We start from the raw sequence: 20,276 nt of genomic DNA, 5'->3' as shown, positions 1-20,276 counted from the left end.
TGTTAACATTGCAGGATAATTTGCTAAAGACTTAAAGTAATTTGAGTAGGTAAAATAGGAAAAATGCCTTATTTTTACGCTATAATTATTTTAAACAAAAAAATCAAAATGGATTGGATTACAGCCAGAGAATTTGAAGATATAACCTATAAAAAATGTAATGGAGTAGCGAGAATAGCCTTTAACAGACCAAATGTTAGAAATGCTTTCCGTCCTAAAACTACTTCAGAATTATACCAAGCTTTTTATGATGCACAAGAAGACACTTCAATTGGAGTAGTTTTACTTTCTGCAGAAGGTCCTTCGACCAAAGATGGAGTTTATTCTTTCTGCAGCGGCGGTGATCAAAATGCGCGCGGACATCAGGGATATGTTGGAGAAGACGGACAACACCGTCTGAATATTCTAGAAGTACAGCGTTTAATTCGTTTTATGCCAAAAGTTGTAATTGCTGTTGTTCCTGGCTGGGCTGTTGGTGGCGGACATAGTTTGCACGTAGTTTGCGATATGACGCTTGCAAGTAAAGAACATGCTATTTTTAAACAAACAGATGCAGACGTAACTAGCTTTGACGGTGGTTACGGATCAGCATATTTGGCTAAAATGGTTGGTCAGAAAAAAGCACGTGAAATTTTCTTTTTAGGTAGAAATTATTCTGCACAAGAAGCTTTCGAAATGGGAATGGTAAATGCTGTAATTCCACATGACGAATTAGAAGCGACCGCTTACGAATGGGCTCAAGAAATCCTTCAGAAATCGCCAACTTCTATAAAAATGCTAAAATTTGCCATGAACTTAACAGACGACGGAATGGTTGGACAACAAGTTTTTGCAGGAGAAGCAACTCGTTTAGCTTACATGACTGAAGAAGCTAAAGAAGGAAGAAATGCTTTCTTAGAAAAAAGAAAACCAAACTTTGGTGAAAATAAATGGTTGCCTTAAATTAAATAAATTGTTTCAGGTTTCAAGTTTCAGGTTACACGTTTTGTAAATAACTTGAAACTTGAAACATGAAACCAAATAAACAAAAACATAAATGAAACATTGGATTGAAGCCGCAAGATTGCGCACATTACCTTTATCCGTTTCTGGAATTATAGTTGGAAGTATTTACGCATTGTCTAATCCAACAGAAACTATTAACACACCTACAGAAGTATTTAGCTGGAAAGTTTTTGGTTTTGCACTTTTAACAACATTAGGTTTGCAGGTTTTGTCGAACTTTGCCAACGATTATGGAGATGGGGTAAAAGGAACTGATAATGCAGATCGAGTTGGGCCACAGCGAGCTATTCAGAGCGGTGTTATCACGCCTCAGGCAATGAAAAAAGCCATTATAATTACGTCGTTATTGACTTTATTATCAGCAATAATCTTGATTTATTTTGCTTTCGGAAAAGACAATTTTGGTTACTCAATCTTTTTCTTATTGTTAGGAATTGCTGCAATCGTGTCTGCAATTCGATATACAGTTGGAAATTCTGCTTACGGATATAGAGGATTTGGAGATGTATTTGTATTTGTCTTTTTCGGATTAGTAAGCACTTTAGGTGTTAACTTTTTGTATGCAAAAGAAATTGATCCGCTTTTGATTCTTCCAGCAATTTCAATTGGATTATTGAGCGTTGGAGTTTTAAACTTAAACAATATGCGAGATCAGGAATCTGATAAAAAAGCAGGTAAAAATACAATTGTAGTGCAAATTGGAGCTGAAAATGCAAAAGTTTATCATTACACATTAATAATTACTGCAATGATTTTGGTAGTTGTTTTTGCTGTTTTGAGCGATTACAATTTTGATCAGTATTTGTTTTTATTGGCTTACATTCCATTAACTAAACATTTAATTACGGTTTATAAAAATCAAAATCCAAAATTATTAGATCCAGAATTGAAAAAACTGGCACTAAGTACATTTTTACTTTCAATTTTATTGACAGTTTGTATGATTTCGTTGATTTCAGACATTATTGTAAACCTGTTTTTAGGAGGAAGATAAAATACCATTAATTAAAAAAGGTGAAAAAATGAAAATTACATTTTACGGACACGCTTCATTAGGAATTGAAGTTGGAGGAAAAAATATTATTGTGGATCCATTTATTACAGGAAATCCGCAAGCCGCAGCAATTGATATTAATTCGCTAAAAGCAGATTATATTTTGCTTACACATGCACATGGCGATCACGTTTTAGACGTTGAAGCGATTGCAAAAAACACAAATGCAGTTATTGTTTCAAACGCAGAAATTGCAACTTATTATGGAAACAAAGGATTCAAATCGCATCCAATGAATCACGGTGGAAGCTGGAAATTCGATTTTGGAAATGTAAAATATGTAACTGCAATTCACTCAAGTAGTTTTCCAGATGGATCTTACGGAGGAAATCCTGGCGGATTTGTTATCGAAGGCGAACATAAAAACATTTACATCGCTGGAGATACTGCTTTGACTTACGATATGAAGTTAATTCCGCTTCGCACAGAATTAGATTTAGTAATTCTTCCAATCGGCAATAATTTTACAATGGATGTTGAAGATGCTATTATTGCTTCTGATTTTGTAGAATGCGATAAAATTTTAGGCTATCATTTCGATACATTTGGTTATATCGAAATCAATCATGAAGAAGCGATTCGTAAATTTTTCGATAAAGGAAAAGATTTAATGCTTTTACAAATCGGAGAATCAATAGAATTATAATTTTATCCTGAGCGAAGTCGAAGGAAGGAGCTAATCCCGCTATACGTTATATCTTTTGTGGTCTCGTAAAAAAAAGAGACCACAAAAGGATATCGCTACAAACGAAGTTCACTGAACTCCAATAAAAATAAAATTTTAGTGAAGTAATCGGGCTAGGGCGCTCATTTTCATAAGAAAGTTATTTGGCACAATCTATGTTATTCATTTCGTGAAGTTTTTAAAATAAAAATCATTTTAATCTGTGAAATCTGTGGCAATTAAAACATCCTCACAAAATTCAACTTTCAAAAAAATAATTCTGTCTCTTTTAATTACTTTTTCTTTTAACGCTTTTGCTCAAAAAGATGGTTATTGGGACAAAGAGCGTGCTACAACCAAAGAAATTATGGTTCCTGCGCGAGATAGAATTTCGATACCAACAGAAGATTTACCCGTTGGAACTACAGAAATTGTTTATAGAATCACACTTTTAGATAAAAATCAGGAAATGGCGAACAGCCTGGTTTCTTTATTGAAATCTATTCCAGATCCAACAGGAGTTAGTCAGGGATCGGCTGGAGCAGTTTTTTTGATGTCCAAAATTTCCGGAGATGATGAATGTACGTATTCCATTTTTACCTCAAATGAAAATGCAAAAAAATATATCGCAGACGGCAAAATAGACAAAGCATGTTATTCTCAGGCTGAACCTGTTAGCAAAGATGCCAAAAGATTGTCAGTAAATAGATCTTCTTGTCTTAAAGAAAATATCAGCACTATTTGGTTTGGTTTTGAAAGCAAAAATTGGATTTTGAGTCAAAAAGTAGTTTTAGAAGTTGTGCCTTGGGTCGATACAAAATTGAGTCGTGGCTGGAATCAAGACAATAAAAACGAAATTATAAGCCTGTGTAAAACTTCTACAATGGCTCAAAAAATGGCCAATTCTGATGATTTCTGTGTTTGCATTTTAAATAAAATAATGAAACAGTATCGCTATGATGAGTTTCAAAAATTATTAGCTGTTGAAAAAACAAAAGTCTACAAAGATTTCGGAAATGCGTGTTATAAAGATGCGGACATTTCTAAAAATGTCTTCAATGATTTAAGAACGCAAGCAGCTTCTTTAATTAAAAGTCAAAAATATAATGAAGCGATTCCAAAATTTAATACAATTGTAAACGAAGGAAAAGCTACGGCTTTAGATTATAGTTCATTAGGATATTGCTACATTTTGACAAAGCAATATGCAAAAGCATTAAAAGTATTGCTAGAAGGAGAAAAACTAGATGATACCGAATTGATGATTAAACTAAATTTGGCACACACTTATTTAGTAAACGGTGATTACAGTTCAGCAAAAACAATCTACAAAAAATACCAAACTCAAAACGTAACAGACAGTTTAAGCTGGATTGCAAAAACGAAATTAGATTTTGCAGCCTTTGAAAAAGCTGGACTTCCGTCTAAAGATTTCGAAAGAATATTAAAATTATATAATTAAGTTCTTAGATATGAAATGTTTCATAGATTCTCTTTGTTAATCTTAGCACCTCATTATCTTACCATCTTAGCACCTTAAAAAATGAAAGCTTCTTACCACAAATATTTACTCGATTTTAAACGCCCTTCTGGAACTTCTAGAGGCGTTATGACCGAAAAAGAAACTTGGTTTATAATTCTCGAAGAAAATGGTAAAAAAGGAATAGGCGAATGTGGTATTTTAAGAGGTTTGAGTGCTGACGATCGCCCAGATTATGAAGAAAAACTAAAATGGACTTGCGATAATATTCATTTAGGAGAAACAAAACTTTGGAATTCTCTATTAGAATTTCCTTCTATTCAATTTGGTGTAGAAATGGCTTTTCTATCCTTAAAAAGCGAAAATCCGTATATTTTATTTCCATCTGATTTTACTAAACAAACAAGTTCCATTAACATAAATGGTTTAGTTTGGATGGGAGAAGCTTCTTTTATGAAAGAACAGATTGAAGAAAAATTAGCAACTGGTTTTAATTGTATAAAGCTTAAAATTGGAGCAATTGATTTTCAAAAAGAATTAGAATTATTGCAGTTTATTAGAAGTCACTTTTCACCCGAAGAGGTCGAAATTAGAGTCGATGCAAATGGTGCTTTTGATAAAAGTGAAGCTTTAGATAAATTAAAGCAACTTAATCAATTTCAGCTCCATAGTATAGAACAGCCAATTAAAAAGGGGAATATTTTAGAAATGGCAGAACTTTGTAAAGAAACGCCATTTCCAATTGCTTTAGATGAAGAATTAATTGGCGTATTTCCATTCGAAGAAAAAGAAAATCTGTTACAAAAAATCAAACCACAATATATAATTTTGAAACCAAGTTTTATTGGCGGTTTCAAAGGAACAAAAGAATGGATAGATTTAGCTAATAAATATAATATTGGCTGGTGGATTACATCTGCTTTAGAAAGCAACATTGGACTTAATGCAATTGCACAGTGGACATTTACTTTAAATTCAGAAATGCCACAAGGTTTAGGAACCGGCGCTTTATATACTAATAATATAGATTGTCCGCTTGAAGTTAAAAATGGAAAACTTTGGTATAACAATTCAAAAGAATGGCAATCGGATTTTTTTTAGAAGGTTTAAAGTAACAAAGGGAAAAAGGTCCAAAGGTTTAAAACTTTGTACCTTTTTTTGTGATTTAAGATAGGAGAAAAAATAAAAGCAAAAGGGACGGAGTTTTGCACAAAAGATAAACCTTTGTTTCTTTGTAACTCTGTCCCTCTAAACCTATATTTTACTCTTTTCCACCTAAAAGACTGTCTTGCCAATCTTTTAATTCCTGCCATTTTCCTTGATAAGCTAACAAAGCTTGTTTAGCCCAAGTACTTGGATTATGTATAGCGTAATTTTCTCCGCCAGAATCCAAAATAGATTGCAGTTTTTCAGTTGACGCTTGAGATAATTCATGCCAAGTTTTGATGCCATCATTATTAAATAAAGCTTCTATTTTTGGTCCGATTCCTTCGACAATTTTCAAATCGTTTTCTTTTATTTTTTTGCCTAAAACATTTGCTGCCAAAGTGGCGTCAAACGGAATTAAAGTTGGAGCAGCTGCAGCAAATGACTGAGTTGTTACTTTTGCTTTTGCAGCTAAATCTGCTTCCAAAGTAGCAATTCTAGCATTCAAGTTCTTAGTATTTGCTTTGCATGCATCTAAATCAGCTTGTAAAGACAATGCTAACGAATCATCATTTTTAGAATTCATTTTTCCTAGTAAATAACCTAAAATTCCACATATAAGGCCTACTAGAGCAGGTATTAAGATACAAGGTATGTTCATGATTGTATGTTTTTAATTATTTAATTGTAATGACAGTTCTTCGGTTTTCTGCTTTGCCTTCAGAAGTATTGTTATCGCCGATAGGTTCATCTGGACCTTTAGAAGAAGTTTCAATTCTTGCCGCATCAATACCGTTTTTAGAAAGATAATTTTTAGAAAAATCAGCTCTTTTTTGACCTAAAATGATGTTAGAATCACGATTTCCGACATTATCTGAATGCCCTACAACTAGAACAACAGCGTCTTTGACTTGTTCTAAGTATTGAGAAATTGCAGTAATTTTTTGCTTTTCCGCATCAGTTAAATTTAGTCGGGATTGATTTGTATTAAAATGAAGAATTAAAGGATCTGCATTAATTTTATCTCTTAATGCACTCGATTCGTTACTAACAGCTGAAGTAGAGTCAATTGCATCAAATGAATAATCAGCAGGTCCAAGAAGAGTATCTGCACTCATTTTCCAGTTGTCTAGAATTTCTCCTTTTGTATTGAATTGGTTTTCCGACATTCCTTTTGAAACAAAATAATTCTTGACATCATTTGCTCTCGCCAATCCAAGATTTTCAAAAGTAGTAGTGTTTTTCTCGTCAGATGTGGCATAACCGGTTATTGTTACTTTTTGTTTCGGGTTTGAAGACAAGAAAGCTTTCAATTTTTCGATACCAGTTGTTACAGAATCGCTTACAGGCATTACGAGAATGGCGCTGTTTTTAAGGAACTTGAGATTATCATGTGTTTGATATTCAATTCCCGAACCATTTAATACAAACGGAACAAAATTTGGCTCTTGAACAGCTGGGGAAACTATTTTAGGAGCATCATCTGTTGTTGTTTTGTCAGAGCAGTTGCAGCAGAATTTTAGATATAAAAATGTACCTAAAATAATGGTTATCGCAATGCCTAATAGATAAAGTGCTTTTTTAGACATAGATGATGAGTTTAGATTCTCTCAAATTTAACTAAAAAAATAATAGGTAACGTATTAATAATCAGTTATTTTAATGTTTTGTCTTTGTGTGCCAAAAATTCAATTAACATATTTTTGATTTTGTTATTTCGTAACCTCTAAATTTAAATGAGTAACTTGCATTAAAAATAATTCAAATTAAAAAATGGTCGAAATAGAAAGAAAATTTCTTGTAAAATCTAACGACTTCAAGAATCAAGCTTTTGCTCAGAATCAAATTGCTCAAGGTTATTTAAGTTCTGTTCCTGAACGCACTGTTAGAGTGAGAATTAAAGGAAATAAAGGCTTTATAACCATAAAAGGTATCGGTCAAAGCGGCGGTATGTCTCGTTTCGAATGGGAAAATGAAATTCCAATTGATGAAGCGCAAGAGCTTTTGAAACTTTGCGAAAAAGGAAAAATTGAAAAGACTCGCTATGAAATTAAAGCAGGAATTCATGTTTATGAAGTAGACGAATTTTACGGCGAGAATGAAGGCTTAGTTATGGCAGAAATTGAATTAAATTCTGAAGATGAAGCTTTTGAAAAACCAGAATGGCTTGGTGAAGAAGTAACAAACGACCAAAGATATTACAACGCCTATTTGAGCAAGAATCCTTTTAAAGACTGGCAAAAATAAAATGACAGAATCAACATACGACCTTATTATTGTAGGAGGTGGACCAATTGGTTTGGCTTGTGCGATAGAAGCAGAAAAGAAAAATCTGAAATATTTAATTATTGAAAAAGGAGCAATTGTAAACAGTATTTTCAATTATCCGTTGTATATGACTTTTTTTTCAACAGCAGAAAGATTAGAAATTGGAGAAATTCCGTTTAATTGTTTAGCGCCAAAACCTGGGCGTCAGGAAGCTTTAGAATATTACAGAAATATTCACCGTTATTTTAAATTCAATATCAATTTGTTTGAAAAAGTTATTGATGTTCAAAAAGAAAATGGTGTTTTTCAAATTAAAACCGATAAGCAAAACTATTCATCTAAAAATGTAGTAATTGCAACTGGCTTTTATGATATTCCGATTGAAATGAATGTTTTAGGTGAAAGCCTTCCGAAAGTTCGTCATTATTATAAAGAAGCTCACGAATATGCTTTTAGAAAAGTTTTAGTTGTGGGAGCCAATAATTCTTCTGTAGATGCAGCTCTGGAATGTTGGAGAAAAGGCGCCGAAGTAACAATGGTTATTCGTAAAAACGAAATCAACAATCGTGTGAAATATTGGGTAAAACCAGATATAGAAAACCGTATTGAAGAAGGAAGTATAAAAGCTTATTTTGAATCTAATATTACTGAAATTAGAGAAAATGAGGTTGAGATTGAAACTCCTAACGGAAAAATTACAATTGAGAATGATTTCGTTTTGGCTTTAACTGGCTACAAACCGGATTTAAATTTCTTAGAAAACATCGGAATTCAACTTTCTGATGATGAATTGAAAATTCCAAATTATAATCCAGAAACTATGGAAACAAATATTGAAGGATTATTTCTTGCGGGCGTTGTCTGTGGCGGAATGCAAACACATAAGTGGTTTATTGAAAATTCAAGAATTCACGCTAATATGATTGTGGATTATATCACTTCGAAATAAAAAAAGTTTACCACAGATTAAAGGATTCAAAGGATTAATCATTGAAATCTTTTTAATCTGTGGCAAAAAACTTTTATGAACTACAAGAAAGCATTGAACATCCAACTTTAGTTCTTGCCCAATCTGGGCGTTTAGCAAACCATTTTTCAGATTCGGGTTGTTCGGCGTAGGGATTCTTTAAAAGCTGAAACAATTCATCAACTAAAGAATAATCTTCTTTGTCAGCTGAATCAATTGCTAATTGCGCCATATAATTTCGTAAAACATATTTCGGATTTATAAGATTCATTTTTGAAGCGCGTTCTTCATCAGAAATTGTTTCTGCATTTAATCTTTTTAAATAAACTGAAAGCCATTTTTGCCAAGCATCAAGAATTTTTTCTTTAATTTCTTCTGGCAAATAAAACGCATATTCAATTTTTTCGAATGCCTGTTCAACAGAATCGTCTTTTTTAATCAGGCTTAGATTTCTAAAAAAAATCGTTATATCTGTTTCCGATAATTGGAGAATTTCTTCTAAACCTTTAATGATTTTATCATCAGCTTCACTTGAAGTAAATATTCCTAATTTACTTAAAAACATTACTTTGTAATCTTCCTCAAAATCAGTAATAAATGAATCTAAGATTTTTTCTAACGGAGCAGCTTCATTGATTAACGGATAAAGCGCATTAGCCAATTGAAATAAATTCCACTGCGCGACTTGCGGCTGGTTTCCGAAACGATATCTTCTATTTTGGCTGTCTGTTGTATTTGGAGTCCAATCTGGATCATAATTTTCTAACCAACCATACGGACCGTAATCAATCGTAATTCCATGAATCGACATATTATCAGTATTCATTACGCCATGAACAAAACCAACACGTTGCCAATGCAAAATCATTTCACGAGTTGTATTGGCAACTTTCTTGAAAAACTGTAAATATTGCTCTTTTGGTTCTCCAGTAATTTCTGGAAAATAATGTTTGATTGTAAACTCAACAAATTGCTTTAAATTTTTTAGCTCATTTCTAGCTGTAAGCATTTCAAAACTTCCAAAACGAATAAAAGAAGGCGCAACTCTACAAACAATGGCTCCTTTTTCGTATGCAGGATTTCCGTTGTATAAAATATCTCTTAAAACCTGATCTCCTGAAAGAATTAAAGAAAGCGATCGAGTAGTAGGAACACCTAAATTATACATTGCCTCTGCGCACAAATATTCTCTAATGGATGAACGCAAAACGGCTAAACCATCTGCGGTTCTTGAATATGGCGTTTTTCCAGCACCTTTTAATTGAAGGGTATAAAACTGATTATTGTTTTCAACTTCAGTTAGATTAATTGCTCTTCCATCTCCCAATTGTCCAGCCCAATTTCCAAATTGATGTCCCGCATAACACATTGCAAATGGATGCGTTTCAGGATAAATTTCTTTTCCTGAAAAAGTATTTAAAAATTCTTCTGAATGAATTTCATCTTTAGAAATCCCAACCAATTCAGCAACTTCTTCGGATGCATGAATCAATTTTGGATTTGAAGGTTTTGTTGGATTTACATAAGAAAACAGCGTATTTTTTACCTGACGAATTTCATTTGTCAAATCAGGATCTGCTGGTAATTCTGCTGTAAATCGATTATTTATTTTAAGATTTTTCATTTTATTACTTTCTTATTTTGCGCCACATATTACAAAGATTAAAATTATTTTTTGTTCATATTTTTGTCAGGCTGATCGAAGTCGAAGCCCGAGTCCAATTGGAACGCCCTTCGACTTTGCTCAGGGAGACAATCTGCTTCGAAAAAATATAATCTCTAATCCATTTAATCTGTGGCAAAAAAAAAAATTTAGCCAATCAATCGATCAGCGTACATTTTTTTAAGTTTCTGAATTTTTGGATCAATTACAACTTGGCAATATCTAGCTTCTTGATTTTCATTATAATAATTTTGATGATAATCTTCTGCTTCATAAAAAACTTCAAAAGGTTTTAATTGCGTAACGATAGGATCTGCGTAAGCAGGTTGTACTTCCTCAAAAACTTTTTCTGCAATTTCTTTTTGCTCTTCATCATGATAAAGAACAATAGAACGATATTGTGTTCCGCTATCGCCACCTTGTCGATTTAAAGTTGTTGGATCATGACTTGTCATAAAGATGAAAATTAAGTCATGATATGAAATTATGTCAGGATTGAAAGTAACTTGAATGACTTCTGCATGTCCAGTTCTTCCTGTACAAACTTCACGATAAGCAGGATTTTTAATAAATCCATCTGAATAACCCGATTTTATTGATTCTATTCCTTTTAAGCGCTGAATTACAGCTTCTATACACCAAAAACAACCACCACCAAAGGTAGCTACTGATAAATTTCCCATAAATAATAATTTCTATTGGTTTATTACCTATTAATTCGATAGGGTATTATGATAATTTATTAAAAAAAAGATCTTTTAACTAAATATACTAAACAGATATTTAATGTTTGAAGTTTAGTATTGATAAATTCGCAATTTTATAAAAAAACGATATATTTGCAGTCGAACACAAGGCACAACTAATGGATAGCAAAAATAGTACCATCACTCTTGAAACTTATTTTCAGGAATTTAGACAAAATATTGTCGGTATAAATCAGGAATTTACGTCACCTTATGGCAGAAAATCAATCATATATACTGACTGGACTGCCAGCGGAAGATTATATCGTCCGATTGAAGATAAGCTTTTGAATCAATTTGGACCTTTTGTTGCCAACACACATACAGAAACTACAGTTTCTGGTACCGCTATGACAAAAGCATATCATCATGCTAGACATATAATTAAGCGTCATGCAAATGCAAATAATGATGACGTTTTGATTACAGATGGAACTGGTATGACAGGTGTTATCAATAAATTTCAGCGTATTCTAGGATTAAAAGTTCCTGAAAACCTAAAGTCTTTTACGAATGTTCCAGCTGAGAAAAAGCCAATTGTTTTTATTTCGCATATGGAGCATCATTCTAATCAGACTTCTTGGTTAGAAACTATTGCTGATGTTGAAATTATTCCGTCTTGTGAAAAAGGACTTTTTAATGTTGAGAATCTAGAAATATTATTAGAAAAGTATAAAGACAGAACGATTAAAATTGCTTCTATTACTGCATGTTCGAATGTTACAGGATTGAGAACACCTTATCATGAGGCAGCAAAAGTTATGCACCAACATAATGGAGTATGTTTTGTTGATTTTGCTTGCTCTGGTCCTTATGTAGAAGTTGACATGCATCCGGCAGATCCAGAATCTTATTTGGATGCCGTTTTTATGTCACCTCACAAATTTTTAGGAGGTCCTGGAACTTCTGGAGTTTTAATTTTCAATAAGAAATTATACAATAATATGATTCCTGATTGTCCTGGCGGAGGAACGGTAAGCTGGACAAATCCTTGGGGAGAACATAAATATATCGATAATATCGAAGATCGTGAAGATGGCGGAACGCCAGGTTTTCTTCAAGTAATAAAAACGGCTTTGGCTATTGAATTGAAGGAAGAAATGGGAATTGAAAACATCATGCAGCGTGAACATGAAATTGTTGATTATGTTTTTAGTGAATTAGAACCTATTTCGAATATCAAAATTTTAGCTGGTCAGCACAAAGAACGTCTTGGTGTAATTTCGTTTTTTATTGATGATCTTCACTTTAACTTAGGTGTGAAAATTTTGAACGACCGTTTTGGAATTCAAACTAGAGGCGGATGCAGCTGTGCAGGAACTTACGGTCATTATTTACTGCACGTTGATCAGGAAACTTCTAATAAATTGGTTAATGAAATTACAATTGGTGATTTAATCAAAAAACCAGGATGGATCAGAATGTCAATTCACCCAACAACTACAGATAAGGAAATTGCTTTTGTTTGCCAAAGTATTAAAGAATTGGCGCAAAAGCATAAAGAATGGGCTTTGGATTATTCTTATGATAAAATGAGAAATGAATTTATCCATAAAAATGCTACTTCTTTTGAAGATGAATTGGTAGAAAGCTGGTTTAAATCTTAGTTTTTTAACCGCAAAGTTCGCAAAGATTTACGCTAAAGAGCGCAAAGATTTTTTTAAATTTTAAATAAACTCGACAGGTTTTAAAAACCTGTCGGGTTTTTTATTTAAGTTTGATTTGCAACTTTGTCAAAGTTTTGAGAAAACTTTTTTTTTAGTTCTTATGAAAAATATAATTTCTAATTTAGCCCCGATAGAAGTGGAAATCTTTTTGTTACGGGGTTCGGAACAAAAAATTGCAACGGATAGCGGGACAATTGGTCTTGTAAAAACCGATTTCGTCTGCTTCTAAAAAATTACATAATCAAGCGAACACCGCCTAGATCTGCTACACGATAAGAAAATTTATTTCCAGGCGAGCCTATAAACATAAAGTTCTTCGGGATTTTCCATTTTTCAGAAAGTTCATCTATAATTTCAGGACCAAAAACACCGTCGATTTCTATGTATTCAATATCAAGTCCGTCGTAAGCGCGATCTAAAACTTCGAGATCTTTTTTGAGCGCTTCATTATCAACGGCTTCACTTTTTACGTGAACTATTTTTAGTTTTTTGGTTGTTTCGTTGTCTTCAACATATTGCAGAACTTTATTTAAAATAGTAATATCATCACCTTTGGTAAAAAATACAAACTCTTGCGAGTTAATCTGTGAGCTTAAATTTTGAAGATAACGATTGCTTAAAATTACCATTCTGCGCAAAGGCTGATAGAAATATTGTAAAGCTTCAATCAATAAACGAATTAGAATAACACGGTTCAGCATGATTCCGATGAAAATTAAAGCTGGAACCATATATTGTAAAAAGGTATAAAAGGAGTTGATATTCAGACGCATATTTCCTAGGAAAGCAGCGATTACAAATAAAACGGCCGCGAGTACCGCTATTCCGCGCGCACGTTCTGGTCTAGGCAATTTTTTTCGTTTGTATTTAAGAAGCAAATTGCCAATTCCAAATAAAGCCATAACAGCAAGAAATGAAAATGTATAAACTCCAGCTAAAGATTCTAAATGTCCTTTTGTAGCAAAAAGTACTGATATGCAAAGAATTAAAAAGCTCAGGATAATTCTGTAATGTGAACCTCTTTCGTTTTGTTTTAGAAAATAATTGGGTAGAATTCTATCTAATGTCATTCGGTTTAAAAGTCCAGAAACTCCAACAAACGAAGTTAAAACAGCTCCGCAAAGTACCATAACCGCGTCAATTGAAATTAACCACGCCAGCCAAGAACCGCCAGTTGTTTGTCCTAAATGTGCTAAAAGAGATTCTTTGTTTTCGCCAACTTCAGTTAACGGAATTACACTTATCAATAAAATAGCAATTACAGGATTAAAGAAACTTACAATTCCCCACATATTGCGCAGCGTTTTAGGAAAAACACCGTGTTCTTGTTCTTCAACAAAATTGGCAGAACTTTCAAATCCTGAAATTCCGAGCATTGCAGCAGAAAAACCTAAAAAAAGTGCTGTTTTTATACTTCCTGAAGTTATTGGAGTTTGCCAATTAAAATGGAAAATATCTAAACCATGATTTAGAACAAACCAAAGAGATGCTAGAACTAATAATGTTAAAGTTCCGATATGTGTCAGGAAAATCACAACGGCAACAAATGCAGATTCTCCTATTCCTAAAATTGCGAGTCCAGTAAACAAAACTAAAACAACAACAGTTGCAATGGTTACATTTAATCCTTCAAAAATTCCGTGTAAATAATGCATTCCTTCTGAAGCAGAAATTACGGCTGTTGCCATATAAGACAAAACGGTTAAAGTTGCCGCCAAAGACGCCAACCGCTTTGTAGACGTATTTAGTAAAACATTGTAAGCTCCTCCATTTAATGGAATTGCGCCAACAACTTCTCCATAAATTTTTCTGAAAAGAAATAAAACAACAGCAACAATTAGCAATGAAATCCAAGCATATTGTCCTGCATATAAAATAGTTAAAGCTGAAACGTATAAACATGAAGAGCTGATATCGTTTCCGCAAATTGCAGTTGCCTGTAATTGATTTAATTTTTTGTGTACAATTTCTTTCATCAGTATTTAGATTAACACTTTTACTAAAAAACAATAAGTAACAAATAATTAGAATCGAAGAAAAGGCAGATATAAAATTGAAAACTCATTATATACTTTTAGTGTATAAGAATATTCAATTTAAGCATTTTATTTTGTTTCTTGAAATTTCTGTAAGGATAATAGAGCTTGACTTTGAACTTTCTTTTGAAAAAATCCTGTCCAGCCCAATAAATAGCCAGTCGTGCCAAAAGCTTGTTTTGACCATTTCCAAATATCGAAATTGTCGGTGTGTTTGATAATTAAACCATCTTGAAAAACAAACTCTGCATAAATTCGATTAACTACTTTTCTGTTTGTTTTACTAAAATTATAAGTAGCAACCCAATTTGCAGAACCATTTGAATCGTCTGCTTTTACATTTGAAAATTCAATTTTTATATTTCCTTTACTTTTTAAAAGAAGCATTTTCCACATTTTTGCAACCTGATCTTCTTTTAATAAACCGAAAGCGGGATCAATAAAATGAATTTTTGGGTGATAGCATTCAATCATTGTTTCGGCATCGGCATTCGCGAAGGCGGTATAAAATTTAGCAATTAAAGCTTCATTTGCATTCATAAGAAAAAATATTTCCGATAAATATAAGATTAATTAGATAAAAAAAGACTTATAGTACACTAATTTCTTTAGCTGTGTCAAAAGATTTTTTAGATTTATCGTAAGCTGTAGAAAAGTAATTCATTTTATTGTAAGCTGTAAAATGCCCTGTTTGGTTTCCAAAATTATCTGGACCGCCAGCAATAATAAATCTAACGGCATAGATATCATTCTTTTTAAGCTTTAGCCATTCAGTAGGAGTAAAGTAATAATAGGATGTTGTTTTGCCATCTGCAGATTCTTTTACATTTTTATCTGTACAAGCAATAACGTCTGCGTTAGCTAAATCAACATAGACACCGCCTGCAATTCTAGCTTTGTCATTTGCGGTATTAATGGTCATTTTTAAAATACCGCCTTTATCTGTTTTTGCAATTTGAACTTTTATTTCGCCTGTATAAGCATATTTTTCGCAGATAAAAGTGTATTCCTGCGTTGCCGGAAAAGGGGCTGAACCTTTTACACTTATACTTTGCTGTGCTGAAGCAAAAGTTGAAACAAACAATAAAAGAAAAAGCGGTAATTTAAAATTCATAGTTTTTATATTTATTGATCGGCTAATTTGGCGTCAAATTTTTCATCCCAATCCATTGATTTTATGGCAGAAACAAGATTATCCTCATTTACAAAAACACGTAATTCTTTGTTTGCTACTTTTTTAGAATACAATGCATGATAACGATAAATAACTTCTTGTTTGGTTTTGTAAACTCCATCTAATTTTAAATCAATAAAACTTCCATAATATTGTCTAAATCTTTGACAGGTTTTGGTTAAACGCTCTTCAGTTGTGTTTTCCATCACCGATTTAGTTACTTCAGTTTCATTAAAAGGTTTAAATTTTGAAGTATTACAAGTTTCTAAAACTCTTTTTCCTAAATCATACGCTTTTCGCTGCTGATTTGCATTTACTTCTGTTCCAGAAACTTTTTTAATTTTTAAATCTTCTGTATCTCTGCTAACTGTTTTAGATTTACATCCAATTAATAACAACAAACATATAATCAATCCTGCTTTCTTCATAACTATTTAAGTAATTTTTAATAATAAGTTAGGATCGGGACAATTTTCAATATAAAAGTTTAGATCTTTTGCATTGCAAACACCAGGATAATCTCCCCAATAATTTTCGATATTATGAATAATCTGAAAATGGACATGCGGCGCATAATCTCCATTTACAGAAGATTCTCCTAAAGTGGCGATTTGATCACCTTTTTTAAAATAGTCTCCAATCTTTAAATTTTCTATACTTTCTAACGATAAATGTCCGTATAAAGTATAAAATTTTTCATTTTCTACAGCATGTTCTAAGATGATAGTAGGGCCGTAGTCGCCCAAACCTTCATTGTTTTTAAAGCTATGAACTTTTCCGTCAAGTGCAGCAAGAACTTGTGTTCCAGCATTTGTCCATAAATCTAAACCAATATGAATATTTCGTTCTGGCTTAGATTCGTTAAAAAATATAGTACTTCTTTGATATAAAAGTCGCCCTTCAATATAACCTCCAAAAGCGACTCGTGCTTTTTTTTCTTTTAAATAATTAAAAATATAATTCTCAAAATCATGAGAAGTTTCCAACTTAGCATCTATTAATTCTTGATTAGAAACCGATAAATTCAATGGTACATAATCAGAAATATTAATTTCGGCATCAATAATTTTAGTAGGTGGTAAGGCGTTTAGTATAGAGCTAAGGGGTTTCATAAAATATTAAGCAACTTTATTTATAATTATTAATTCATTGTGTACTTCTATTCTCGGAAGCATTTTTGCAGTAAATGTTTCTAAATTTACTTCAGAAATATATTTTCTATTTCTAACATTATGAGCTTCGTCTAAAATCATTGTGTTGAATAAAATAAAACCATTCTCTTTTAGAAGTGTGCAAATTCTGTTTAAAAAGAATTTTTCGAATAAAAAGTTCGGCATATTTGTATCTTCAAAAACATCTATGATAATAAGATTGTATTGATCTTTTGTCTTCAAAACAAATTCAAACGCATCATCAATTATAAGTTCTAATTGCTTGATTTTGTTTAAATTAAAATATTGATTTGCAACCTGAATCATATCTGGATCAATTTCTACTCCAGTAATTTTTCCTTTATATTCAATTTCGTCAACTAAGGTTTTTACAACACTTCCGCCAGCAACTCCCAATAATAAGATATGATCCATTTTTAAAATTTTGTCGTAACCAATATTTCTAAGTCCATACCTTAATATACGTTGTAGACTTCCGTATGAATAATTGGTGTTTTCAGAATCTAATACCAATTCTCCATTTGCCCAGGTTACTTCAATTATTTTACTTCTTGCAGATTTCTTTTTAAATATTTTAACTGGAATTATATAACTGAAAAATTTTTGAATCATTTTTAATGCTTTTACTCAAATTTAGCATTAAATCTTTTATTTTGCACCAAATTTTGAATGATTAATGAAAAAACTATTGTACAAATTCATATTTTTCAAGCTAATGGGCTGGAAAATAGTAGGAATAGAAAATGCAGAGGTAAAAAAATGTATTTTGATGGTAATTCCACACACGAGTAATCATGACTTTTATATAGGATTATTCACGAGAGGTATTTCTGGACTGGAAATGAATTGGGTTGGAAAAAAGGAATTATTCAAATTTCCGTTTGGTTATTATTTTAAAAGTGTTGGTGGCGAACCTTTAGACCGTTCAGGAGGTTTAAACAAAGTTGATTCTATAGCGGCTATTTTTGAAAGAAAAGAAATCTTTCGTTTAGCTGTTGCTCCAGAAGGAACACGAAAAAAAGTAACTGAAATTAAAACGGGTTTTTATTTTATAGCGCTTAAAGCGAATGTTCCGATTGTTCCCGTAGCTTTTGATTGGGGAAAGAAAGAAGTAAATTTAGGCGAACCATTTTTTCCGACAGGAAATTACGAAGCTGACTTTAAAATTTTGAAAAAACATTATGAAGGTGTTTTAGGAAAAATACCTGAAAATGGTGTCAAACTATAATTTTGAGATTTTTTTTCAAACGCGTGAGAATCGCATATTTGAAAATTTTCTGAACAGAGAGTCAAATACGCGCTAATTTTTGCATTACGAAGAATAGGCTTTAAACCTTCCGTTTTTATAAAAAATTACAATTTTTTCAATTTCTTCGTTTTCAAAACTAAAATTTATCTTTTCTAGTTCTGAGGAAATTTTTCTTTCAATTTTATTTTCTTCTTTTGAATCTATTTTAGAAAACAAATCTTTGCCTAAGTTTTCATCAGATGAAATAGGAGGGATCGGTTTTATTATTTCTTTCGAATTTTCTTTATTGCTGTTTGGGAAATTTCCAGTTCCAAACAAAATCCAATAAAGATTTACATCTGGAAAAACTTCTGAAATTTTCATTACAAAATCTAAACTTGGTTTGTTTCTTCCAGACAAGAGATGAGACATACTCGAACGTTGAACTCCAATTTTGTCGGCAAAAGCAGACGTGCTTAAACTATAATAATCCATTACAGTTTCAAGTCTTTTCACAAAATCGTCTATGTTTACCATTGTAAATTATTATTTGAAAATGAGCTATTTACAAATGTAAACAAAAAGTTTTATAGAAACAATCTTCATACTGATATAACTTAGAATTAAGTCTTTTTGTTTAAAGTTTTAGTAGATGTAATACGTGTAAGTAATTGATTTGTATTGTTTTGAATTCTAGAATTATTATGTTTTACTCTGACATATTAAAAATATTGAATAAATTGAATTATGTTTCAAAAAGCTGTTTACAATATTAAATTGTTAAAGGTTTTAAAGGTTTACAATTGTAAAAATAAAGATGTTTACTTTTGTAAACTAATCAAAGCGCAATGAATTTAGAACAACTTTTTAATCAATACAAAGAAGAAACAATATCAGGCAGATATTTAACTTTAGACCATATCAAGCCACTTCTAGAAAAACTAAATACCGATAATCAAGTTCAAATAATTGGAAAATCAGTTTTAGGAGAACCTATATATAGTTACCAGATTGGAACAGGAAAAACTCGTGTGTATTTGTGGTCGCAAATGCACGGAAACGAAAGCACTACAACTAAAGCTCTTTTCGACTTTATTAATTTATTGAATGATAATACAGATTTGTCAAAAAAACTGCTTGAAACTTTTACCTTTTATAGTATTCCAATTTTAAACCCAGATGGTGCGAGGCTTTATACACGAGCAAATGCAAACGAAATTGATTTAAATCGTGATTCGCAAGATCTAACACAGCCAGAAAGTAATGTTTTACGTCAGGTTTTTGAAAGTTTTAAACCTCACTTTTGTTTTAATCTTCACGATCAGCGTACTATTTTTGGTGCAGGATCAGATGGAAAACCTGCGACAGTTTCTTTTTTAGCGCCATCTTATAATGAAGAAAGAGAGGTTAATGATAATAGATTAAAAGCGATTAATATTATTGCAGGAATAAACGAAGAGCTTCAAAAATATATTCCGGGACAGATTGGACGTTTCGATGATTCTTTTAATATTAATTGTATTGGAGACACTTTTCAGTTTTTAGGAGTTCCTACCATCTTATTTGAGGCAGGGCATTATCCAGATGACTACGAGAGGGAAATTACGCGTAAATACATATTTTTCTCGTTAATTTTGAGCTTCAAATTGATTTCCGAAAACGATTTAGTTGATTATAGATTTGGTGAATATTTGAATATTTCACAAAATAATGTGGTTTTTTATGATTTTATGTATAAAAATGTCAAAATAAATTATGATGGTATCGAAATTATTACGAATTTTGTCGCACAATACAAAGAAGAATTAATCGAAAATAAGATTCATTTTAATGCTTACATAGTTGAAGTAGGCGAATTGGAAAAATATTTTGGACATTATGAATACGATGCAAAAGGGCAAGAATATTCAGACGATTTCACAAATTTTCCTAAAGTGGGTCAAAAAGCAAATTTTTATTTAAATAAAAATGTTAAATTTGTTAACGGATTAATAAAAAGTTAATTT

Annotated in this window: 21 protein-coding genes; 10 read left to right on the top strand and 11 right to left on the bottom strand. The window is 31.9% G+C overall.

What is annotated here, in order from left to right; all coding sequences use genetic code 11:
• The first annotated feature begins 108 nt into the window (after nt 1-108).
• The 5 genes from NYQ10_RS16665 to NYQ10_RS16645 all read left to right on the top strand — a co-directional run bounded on the left by NYQ10_RS16665 (nt 109) and on the right by NYQ10_RS16645 (nt 5,304).
• Nucleotides 109-942: a 1,4-dihydroxy-2-naphthoyl-CoA synthase gene (locus NYQ10_RS16665; protein WP_053473251.1), complete on the top strand. Its 834-nt coding sequence runs from the start codon at nt 109-111 to the stop codon at nt 940-942.
• A gap of 94 nt (nt 943-1,036) precedes the next feature.
• Nucleotides 1,037-1,999 (top strand): 1,4-dihydroxy-2-naphthoate octaprenyltransferase, encoded by a 963-nt coding sequence (menA, locus tag NYQ10_RS16660; protein WP_289877351.1) that lies wholly within the window; start codon nt 1,037-1,039, stop codon nt 1,997-1,999.
• 28 nt (nt 2,000-2,027) lie between these two features.
• The gene (locus NYQ10_RS16655) at nt 2,028-2,705 is read left to right on the top strand and encodes a metal-dependent hydrolase (RefSeq protein WP_289877350.1); all 678 of its coding nucleotides are present in this window, start codon (nt 2,028-2,030) and stop codon (nt 2,703-2,705) included.
• 241 nt (nt 2,706-2,946) lie between these two features.
• On the top strand, nt 2,947-4,185 hold the full coding sequence (locus NYQ10_RS16650) for a tetratricopeptide repeat protein (protein ID WP_289877349.1): 1,239 nt from the start codon (nt 2,947-2,949) through the stop codon (nt 4,183-4,185).
• An 81-nt stretch (nt 4,186-4,266) separates the two neighbouring features.
• Nucleotides 4,267-5,304, top strand: a complete 1,038-nt coding sequence (locus NYQ10_RS16645) for an o-succinylbenzoate synthase (RefSeq protein WP_289877348.1) — start codon at nt 4,267-4,269, stop codon at nt 5,302-5,304.
• Between the two features lie 160 nt (nt 5,305-5,464).
• Here the strand turns inward: NYQ10_RS16645 and NYQ10_RS16640 are convergent, their stop codons facing one another.
• Both NYQ10_RS16640 and NYQ10_RS16635 read right to left on the bottom strand, forming a co-directional pair.
• On the bottom strand, nt 5,465-6,010 hold the full coding sequence (locus tag NYQ10_RS16640; RefSeq protein ID WP_289877347.1) for a hypothetical protein: 546 nt from the start codon (nt 6,008-6,010) through the stop codon (nt 5,465-5,467).
• A gap of 16 nt (nt 6,011-6,026) precedes the next feature.
• On the bottom strand, nt 6,027-6,938 hold the full coding sequence (locus NYQ10_RS16635; protein ID WP_289877346.1) for an OmpA family protein: 912 nt from the start codon (nt 6,936-6,938) through the stop codon (nt 6,027-6,029).
• 184 nt (nt 6,939-7,122) lie between these two features.
• Here NYQ10_RS16635 and NYQ10_RS16630 point away from each other — a divergent pair, with 184 nt between their 5' ends.
• Together NYQ10_RS16630 and NYQ10_RS16625 are read left to right on the top strand one after the other, a co-directional pair.
• The gene (locus tag NYQ10_RS16630) at nt 7,123-7,596 is read left to right on the top strand and encodes a CYTH domain-containing protein (RefSeq protein ID WP_289877345.1); all 474 of its coding nucleotides are present in this window, start codon (nt 7,123-7,125) and stop codon (nt 7,594-7,596) included.
• A gap of 1 nt (nt 7,597) precedes the next feature.
• Nucleotides 7,598-8,566, top strand: coding sequence for a YpdA family putative bacillithiol disulfide reductase (locus tag NYQ10_RS16625; protein ID WP_289877344.1), 969 nt, complete (start codon nt 7,598-7,600; stop codon nt 8,564-8,566).
• 73 nt (nt 8,567-8,639) lie between these two features.
• On the opposite strand, the gene NYQ10_RS16620 is transcribed toward NYQ10_RS16625, so the two are convergent.
• Complete coding sequence (locus tag NYQ10_RS16620) at nt 8,640-10,208, bottom strand: protein adenylyltransferase SelO (RefSeq protein ID WP_289877343.1); 1,569 nt, start codon at nt 10,206-10,208, stop codon at nt 8,640-8,642.
• A 188-nt stretch (nt 10,209-10,396) separates the two neighbouring features.
• On the bottom strand, nt 10,397-10,930 hold the full coding sequence (msrA, locus tag NYQ10_RS16615) for a peptide-methionine (S)-S-oxide reductase MsrA (RefSeq protein WP_289877342.1): 534 nt from the start codon (nt 10,928-10,930) through the stop codon (nt 10,397-10,399).
• 182 nt (nt 10,931-11,112) lie between these two features.
• Between msrA and NYQ10_RS16610 the strand changes: the two genes are divergently transcribed.
• The gene (locus tag NYQ10_RS16610) at nt 11,113-12,600 is read left to right on the top strand and encodes an aminotransferase class V-fold PLP-dependent enzyme (RefSeq protein WP_289877341.1); all 1,488 of its coding nucleotides are present in this window, start codon (nt 11,113-11,115) and stop codon (nt 12,598-12,600) included.
• 293 nt (nt 12,601-12,893) lie between these two features.
• Here NYQ10_RS16610 and NYQ10_RS16605 read toward each other — a convergent pair whose 3' ends face one another.
• The 6 genes from NYQ10_RS16605 to NYQ10_RS16580 form a co-directional block, all read right to left on the bottom strand.
• Nucleotides 12,894-14,636 (bottom strand): APC family permease, encoded by a 1,743-nt coding sequence (locus NYQ10_RS16605; protein WP_289877340.1) that lies wholly within the window; start codon nt 14,634-14,636, stop codon nt 12,894-12,896.
• A gap of 129 nt (nt 14,637-14,765) precedes the next feature.
• Nucleotides 14,766-15,236 (bottom strand): nuclear transport factor 2 family protein, encoded by a 471-nt coding sequence (locus tag NYQ10_RS16600; RefSeq protein ID WP_289877339.1) that lies wholly within the window; start codon nt 15,234-15,236, stop codon nt 14,766-14,768.
• Nucleotides 15,237-15,285: 49 nt separating this feature from the next.
• Entirely contained in the window at nt 15,286-15,810 is a 525-nt protein-coding gene (locus NYQ10_RS16595; RefSeq protein WP_289877338.1) for a hypothetical protein, read from the bottom strand.
• Between the two features lie 11 nt (nt 15,811-15,821).
• Complete coding sequence (locus NYQ10_RS16590; protein ID WP_289877337.1) at nt 15,822-16,298, bottom strand: hypothetical protein; 477 nt, start codon at nt 16,296-16,298, stop codon at nt 15,822-15,824.
• Between the two features lie 6 nt (nt 16,299-16,304).
• Complete coding sequence (locus tag NYQ10_RS16585; RefSeq protein WP_289877336.1) at nt 16,305-16,982, bottom strand: peptidoglycan DD-metalloendopeptidase family protein; 678 nt, start codon at nt 16,980-16,982, stop codon at nt 16,305-16,307.
• A gap of 6 nt (nt 16,983-16,988) precedes the next feature.
• Nucleotides 16,989-17,654 carry a spermidine synthase gene (locus tag NYQ10_RS16580; RefSeq protein ID WP_289877335.1) on the bottom strand — a complete coding sequence of 222 codons (666 nt, stop codon included), beginning with the start codon at nt 17,652-17,654 and terminating at the stop codon, nt 16,989-16,991.
• A 64-nt stretch (nt 17,655-17,718) separates the two neighbouring features.
• Here NYQ10_RS16580 and NYQ10_RS16575 point away from each other — a divergent pair, with 64 nt between their 5' ends.
• Nucleotides 17,719-18,270: a 1-acyl-sn-glycerol-3-phosphate acyltransferase gene (locus NYQ10_RS16575; protein WP_289877334.1), complete on the top strand. Its 552-nt coding sequence runs from the start codon at nt 17,719-17,721 to the stop codon at nt 18,268-18,270.
• A gap of 84 nt (nt 18,271-18,354) precedes the next feature.
• Here NYQ10_RS16575 and NYQ10_RS16570 read toward each other — a convergent pair whose 3' ends face one another.
• On the bottom strand, nt 18,355-18,807 hold the full coding sequence (locus NYQ10_RS16570; protein ID WP_289877333.1) for a helix-turn-helix transcriptional regulator: 453 nt from the start codon (nt 18,805-18,807) through the stop codon (nt 18,355-18,357).
• Between the two features lie 311 nt (nt 18,808-19,118).
• On the opposite strand from NYQ10_RS16570, the gene NYQ10_RS16565 reads away from it, so the two are divergent.
• Nucleotides 19,119-20,273, top strand: coding sequence for a M14 family metallopeptidase (locus tag NYQ10_RS16565; protein WP_289877332.1), 1,155 nt, complete (start codon nt 19,119-19,121; stop codon nt 20,271-20,273).
• Nucleotides 20,274-20,276 lie beyond the last annotated feature (3 nt).

The organism is Flavobacterium johnsoniae (assembly GCF_030388325.1).
Lineage (GTDB): Bacteria > Bacteroidota > Bacteroidia > Flavobacteriales > Flavobacteriaceae > Flavobacterium > Flavobacterium johnsoniae_C.
This window is presented reverse-complemented; position numbering and strand designations above follow the sequence as displayed.

Excerpts from the sequence above, each read along its gene's own strand:
- NYQ10_RS16665 (WP_053473251.1), top strand. The coding sequence starts at position 109 with ATGGATTGGATTACAGCCAGAGAATTTGAAGATATAACCTATAAAAAA.
- menA (WP_289877351.1), top strand. The coding sequence starts at position 1,037 with ATGAAACATTGGATTGAAGCCGCAAGATTGCGCACATTACCTTTATCC.
- NYQ10_RS16655 (WP_289877350.1), top strand. The coding sequence starts at position 2,028 with ATGAAAATTACATTTTACGGACACGCTTCATTAGGAATTGAAGTTGGA.
- NYQ10_RS16645 (WP_289877348.1), top strand. The coding sequence starts at position 4,267 with ATGAAAGCTTCTTACCACAAATATTTACTCGATTTTAAACGCCCTTCT.
- NYQ10_RS16640 (WP_289877347.1), bottom strand. The coding sequence starts at position 6,010 with ATGAACATACCTTGTATCTTAATACCTGCTCTAGTAGGCCTTATATGT.
- NYQ10_RS16635 (WP_289877346.1), bottom strand. The coding sequence starts at position 6,938 with ATGTCTAAAAAAGCACTTTATCTATTAGGCATTGCGATAACCATTATT.
- NYQ10_RS16630 (WP_289877345.1), top strand. The coding sequence starts at position 7,123 with ATGGTCGAAATAGAAAGAAAATTTCTTGTAAAATCTAACGACTTCAAG.
- NYQ10_RS16625 (WP_289877344.1), top strand. The coding sequence starts at position 7,598 with ATGACAGAATCAACATACGACCTTATTATTGTAGGAGGTGGACCAATT.
- NYQ10_RS16620 (WP_289877343.1), bottom strand. The coding sequence starts at position 10,208 with ATGAAAAATCTTAAAATAAATAATCGATTTACAGCAGAATTACCAGCA.
- msrA (WP_289877342.1), bottom strand. The coding sequence starts at position 10,930 with ATGGGAAATTTATCAGTAGCTACCTTTGGTGGTGGTTGTTTTTGGTGT.
- NYQ10_RS16610 (WP_289877341.1), top strand. The coding sequence starts at position 11,113 with ATGGATAGCAAAAATAGTACCATCACTCTTGAAACTTATTTTCAGGAA.
- NYQ10_RS16605 (WP_289877340.1), bottom strand. The coding sequence starts at position 14,636 with ATGAAAGAAATTGTACACAAAAAATTAAATCAATTACAGGCAACTGCA.
- NYQ10_RS16600 (WP_289877339.1), bottom strand. The coding sequence starts at position 15,236 with ATGAATGCAAATGAAGCTTTAATTGCTAAATTTTATACCGCCTTCGCG.
- NYQ10_RS16595 (WP_289877338.1), bottom strand. The coding sequence starts at position 15,810 with ATGAATTTTAAATTACCGCTTTTTCTTTTATTGTTTGTTTCAACTTTT.
- NYQ10_RS16590 (WP_289877337.1), bottom strand. The coding sequence starts at position 16,298 with ATGAAGAAAGCAGGATTGATTATATGTTTGTTGTTATTAATTGGATGT.
- NYQ10_RS16585 (WP_289877336.1), bottom strand. The coding sequence starts at position 16,982 with ATGAAACCCCTTAGCTCTATACTAAACGCCTTACCACCTACTAAAATT.
- NYQ10_RS16580 (WP_289877335.1), bottom strand. The coding sequence starts at position 17,654 with ATGATTCAAAAATTTTTCAGTTATATAATTCCAGTTAAAATATTTAAA.
- NYQ10_RS16575 (WP_289877334.1), top strand. The coding sequence starts at position 17,719 with ATGAAAAAACTATTGTACAAATTCATATTTTTCAAGCTAATGGGCTGG.
- NYQ10_RS16570 (WP_289877333.1), bottom strand. The coding sequence starts at position 18,807 with ATGGTAAACATAGACGATTTTGTGAAAAGACTTGAAACTGTAATGGAT.
- NYQ10_RS16565 (WP_289877332.1), top strand. The coding sequence starts at position 19,119 with ATGAATTTAGAACAACTTTTTAATCAATACAAAGAAGAAACAATATCA.